This is a genomic window from Mycobacterium sp., assembly GCF_049280035.1.
Classification (GTDB): Bacteria; Actinomycetota; Actinomycetes; order Mycobacteriales; family Mycobacteriaceae; genus Mycobacterium.
Genome location: NZ_JBAPPI010000723.1, coordinates 1 through 4403, shown reverse-complemented (window position 1 = coordinate 4403; position 4403 = coordinate 1). Strand labels below are relative to the sequence as shown.

Sequence of the window (4403 nt, the reverse complement as noted above, 5' to 3'; positions counted from 1 at the left end):
GTGCCAGGTGCCGCCGACGTCGTCGCCGGCCTCGACGATCAGGTAGTCGCCGAACCCGGCCTGATCGAACTTGATGGCAGCGCCGATGCCCGAGAACCCGGCACCGACGATGAGGATGTGGTAGTCGGGACTAGCAGCTGTCACCGTACCGACGGTACCGCGCCCGGGGTGTGGGCCCGCTAATGCAAGGCCGCGTTCAGGGCGGCGAGCCCGCGTTTGGTCGCCTCGGCGGCCGCCGGTATGAGCAGCGCGAAGCTGGCGTAGCCGTGCACCAACGTGGGCTCGGTGCTCAGTTCGGCGGGCACACCGGCGGCGTTGAGCAGCTCGGCGTAGTGGGCGCCGTCGTCGCGCAGCGGATCATGCTCGGCGGTGCCGATGTAGGCCGGTGCCAGCCCGCGGAAATCGGCGGCGTTTGCCGGAGCCAAGGTGACCGGCAGCGTGGTCGGGTCGGTGATATCGAGGCCCGGGACGTACCAAAGCAGGAACGCGTCGATGACGTCGCGGTTCAGGATCGGCCCGTCGGCATTCTCGGTGAACGACGGCAGCGACAGGTCGGCAGCAGTTGTCGGATACCACAGCAGCTGAAACGCCAGTGCCGGCCCGCCGTTATCGCGGGCCAGCTGCGCCATTACCGCGGCCAGGTTGCCGCCGGCGGAGTCGCCGGCCACGGCAATCCGGTTCGGGTCGCCGCCCAGTTCGGCGGCATGCTCCCCGACCCATTGCAGCGCGGCCCAGCAGTCGTCTACCCCGGCCGGGAACGGGTGCTCCGGGGCGAGTCGGTAGTCGACCGACACCACGATGGCCTCCGCGCCGACCGCGTGTGCGCGAGCGAGGGGGTCGTGGGTGACCAGGTCGCCGATCGCCCAGCCGCCGCCGTGGTAGAAGACGACGATCGGCAGGTCGGTGTGCTGGGCGACCGGCGGCCAGTAGATGCGCACCGGGATGTCGTTAAGGTCACCGTGCCCGACGGTCCGTTCCTCGATCCGCATGTCCGGCAGCATTTCCGGGGGTGGCTTCAGCTGGCGGATCTTCTCACGCGCCACCTCGACGCCATCGGCGGCGGTGAACGTCAGCGGAAACGCGTCGAGCAGCGCCTTCAACGTGGGGTCGATCTCGGGTCGGGCGATGATCGGTTCCGTCATGGCCCTACCGTACGCATCGGCTAATGCAGGGCGGCGCGCAGTGCGGCCAGTCCGCGGTCAAGTGCGGCCGTCGCGGCGGGCACCACCCCGGCGTAGCCGACGTAACCGTGCACGAGCGTCTCGGCGTTGTCCACCTCGACGGGAACGCCAGCGGCCGCGAGCAGTTCGCCGTAGCGGATTCCGTCGTCGCGCAGCGGGTCGTGCCCGGCGACGGCGATATATGCCGGCGGCAGCCCGGCCAGGTTCTCGGCTCGCCCCGGCGCCATCCCGGGCGGGGGATCGGATAAGTCGACGTCGCCTGCGTACCAACGGGAGAACGCGGCGATCGCTTCGCGGTCAAGGATGGCCGCCTCAGCGTTTTCGGTGAACGACGGCAGCGACGGGTCCCACAGCGTTGAGGGATACCACAACAGCTGGAACAGGATTGGGGGGCCGCCATGATCGGCATTGTCGCGGGCCCGTTGCGCGATCACCGCGGATATCGTGCCGCCCGCGGAGTCCCCGGCTACCGCCAGGCGGCTGGCGTCGGCGTCGATCTCGCTGCCGTGCTCGGCCACCCATTGCGTTGCGGCCCAGGCATCGTCGACGGCGGCGGGGTAGGGATGTTCGGGTGCCAGCCGGTAGTCCACGGACACCACCACGGCATCGGCGCCGACGGCGTGCTGGCGGCAGGTGCCATCGTGGGTGTCGAGGTCGCCGGCGATGAAGCCGCCGCCGTGGAAAAACACCAGCACCGGCGGTGTGACGTGATCGGTTGGCGGCCAATAGATTCGGATGTTAATCGGGCTGGCCGGCCCGTCGATCGTGCGGTCTTGCACGCGCAGCTCTGGATGAAAAGACCGCCGCGGCAAATCCCGCAGCCGCTGGCGAGCCACGTCGACCCCCTCGTCGGCAGATAACTGAAATGGGACCGCATCCAGTACCTTCAGCAGGATGGGATCGATAGCGGGTCCGGAATCGTCGACGGTGGGCATGGGGACACCGTACGCATCCCGGATAGTGGTCGGTGGCTGGGTAGCCGCCGGGTGGGCCGGTCTCGCCTACGGGGTGTTTTTGACGGTGACGGCGTTGCATTCGCCGCCGGGGTTTGAGCTGACCGGACAGTGGACGGGCCAACCGGCCCTCAAGGCATCGATGGCACTGCTGCTGGCGTTCGCCGCGGCCGCACATCCGATCGTTCGTGAGCGGCGTTGGCTGATGCTGGCATTGGTGTTCTCGGCAGCCGGCGATGCGCTGCTGGCGATCCCATGGTGGACGGCGTCGTTCGTGCTAGGGCTGGCGGCGTTTCTGTTGGCGCACCTGTGTTTTCTGGGTGCGCTGGTTCCGCTGGCGAGGTCGTCGGGTCGTTCGCGTCCGCGCCTGATCGCCGCTGCTGCGATGTGCGTGGTGTGCGTGGCGCTGCTGGTGTGGTTTTGGCCGCACCTGGGTCGCGACGGGTTGACGGTTCCCGTCACGGTCTACATCGTCGCGCTAGGCGCCATGGTGTGTGCGGCGCTGCTGGCGCGGCTGCCCACAATCTGGACGGCGGTCGGTGCGGTGTGTTTCGCCGGTTCGGACGCGATGATCGGCATCGGCCGGTTCGTGTTGGGCAACGAGGCGCTGGCGGTGCCGATCTGGTGGGCCTACGCGGCGGCGCAGATCTTGATCACCGCCGGCTTCTTCTTCGGCCGCGCCCAACTGGGTTCTGCGCTTCTTAACGCGACGAATGAGGTCGGCGTATTGAACGATCGCGGGTAGGTTGGCAGTCGCGGGTGTTACATGTAACGTGGACCTATGGCTAGCACACGAGACCGAGTACGCGAACACCGTCGCCGGTTGCGTGCCCAGGGCCTCAGGCCGGTACAGATTTGGGTGCCCGACGTCCACGCGCCGGAATTCGTCGCGGAAGCTCATCGCCAATCAGCTGCCATCGCCGCCAGCGAACATGAGGCCGATGACCAAGCGTTCGTCGAAGCGATCTCGGTCGACTGGTCCGCCGAGGCGGAGCCCACCGAGTGAAGCGAGGCGATATCTATATCGCCGCCGCGCGTGGTGCCTACACAGGCAAGCCGAGACCCGTTGTCATCGTTCAAGACGATCGATTCGACGCAACCGCCTCCGTCACGGTCTGCCCACTGACAACCAATCCCGTTGAGGCGCCGTTGAGCCGGATCGCGATACAACCGACTGCGACCACCGGCATCGAGGAGTCGAGCCAGGTCATGGTCGACAAAATCACCACGATGCCGCGGGCCAACGTGCGCGATCGACTTGGACGCCTCGCCGATGCCGATCTCATTCGGCTCGATCGTGCACTTGTTGTATTTCTCGGGCTTGCCGGATGACGAGAACCAAACCGGCGTCGGCCTGCTCTGCTACACCTGCGGGGTGAGCACGCGGACCCGGCAGGCCGCCGCATTCGAACCGATCGCGCGGGTGCTGCCGATCTTGTCGGTGCCGCATCTGGACCGCGAATTCGACTACCTGGTGGCCGCCGAGCAATCCGACGACGCCCAGCCCGGCGTGCGGGTGCGGCTGCGATTCCACGGCAGGCTGGTGGACGGGTTCGTCCTGGAGCGCCGCACCGACACCGATCATGTCGGCAAGCTGGCTTGGCTTGACCGTGTGGTGTCCGCCGAGCTGGTGCTCACGCCGGAGATCCGTCGGCTGGTCGATGCCGTCGCGGCGCGCTACGCCGGCACCCGCGCCGACGTGCTGCGGCTGGCGGTGCCGCCCCGGCACGCCAAGGTGGAACGCGAAAACCCAATGCCGCCAACGCTTCCCGACGTCACCGTCGTCGACCGGACCGGCTGGGAGGCGTACGGCCGCGGCGGACAGTTCCTGACTGCGCTAGCTGAGTCGCGTGCCGCTCGCGCGGTATGGCAGGCGCTGCCCGGCGAGCTATGGGCGGACCGATTCGCTGAGGCCGCCGCGCAGACGGTGCAGAACGGGCGTGCGGTATTGGTGATCGTGCCGGATCAGCGCGACGTGGACGCGATGTGGCGCGCGGCGACGACGCTGCTCGACGAATCCATCGTGGTGGCGCTCTCGGCAGGGTTGGGTCCGGCCGCGCGCTACCGACGCTGGCTGGCCGCGCTGCGCGGCGGTGCACGGTTGGTGATCGGCACCCGCAGCGCGGTGTTCGCGCCGGTGAGCGATCTGGGGCTGGTCATTGTGTGGGACGACGGCGACGACACCCTGGCCGAGCCGCGGGCACCCTATCCGCACGCCCGCGAGGTAGCGATGCTGCGCGCCCACCAGATGCGGTGCGCGGCGCTGATC

6 protein-coding genes and 1 pseudogene are annotated in these 4403 nt (G+C 68.3%); 4 read left to right on the top strand and 3 right to left on the bottom strand.

Features of this window, described 5'->3' with window-relative positions; translation table 11 throughout:
- The 3 genes from WAN71_RS23345 to WAN71_RS23335 form a co-directional block, all read right to left on the bottom strand.
- The coding region (locus tag WAN71_RS23345) for an NAD(P)-binding protein (protein WP_422227602.1) at positions 1–144 on the bottom strand (144 nt) is incomplete at its 3' end.
- Positions 145–179: 35 nt separating this feature from the next.
- Positions 180–1142 (bottom strand): alpha/beta hydrolase, encoded by a 963-nt coding sequence (locus tag WAN71_RS23340; protein ID WP_422227600.1) that lies wholly within the window; start codon positions 1140–1142, stop codon positions 180–182.
- A gap of 20 nt (positions 1143–1162) precedes the next feature.
- Positions 1163–2116: an alpha/beta hydrolase gene (locus WAN71_RS23335; protein ID WP_422227599.1), complete on the bottom strand. Its 954-nt coding sequence runs from the start codon at positions 2114–2116 to the stop codon at positions 1163–1165.
- Between WAN71_RS23335 and WAN71_RS23330 the strand changes: the two genes are divergently transcribed.
- From WAN71_RS23330 to WAN71_RS23315, 4 genes and pseudogenes are all read left to right on the top strand, one after another.
- Positions 2115–2879, top strand: coding sequence for a lysoplasmalogenase (locus tag WAN71_RS23330; RefSeq protein ID WP_422227601.1), 765 nt, complete (start codon positions 2115–2117; stop codon positions 2877–2879). The two genes, WAN71_RS23335 and WAN71_RS23330, sit on opposite strands and share 2 nt — an antisense overlap.
- A 36-nt stretch (positions 2880–2915) precedes the next feature.
- Positions 2916–3140 (top strand): antitoxin MazE family protein, encoded by a 225-nt coding sequence (locus tag WAN71_RS23325; protein ID WP_422227598.1) that lies wholly within the window; start codon positions 2916–2918, stop codon positions 3138–3140.
- Positions 3137–3466, top strand: coding sequence for a type II toxin-antitoxin system PemK/MazF family toxin (locus tag WAN71_RS23320; RefSeq protein WP_422227597.1), 330 nt, complete (start codon positions 3137–3139; stop codon positions 3464–3466). Before WAN71_RS23325 ends, WAN71_RS23320 begins: the two co-directional genes overlap by 4 nt.
- A pseudogene (locus tag WAN71_RS23315) lies at positions 3408–4403 on the top strand (primosome assembly protein PriA); the annotation flags it as partial. The gene WAN71_RS23320 and the pseudogene WAN71_RS23315, both read left to right, overlap by 59 nt.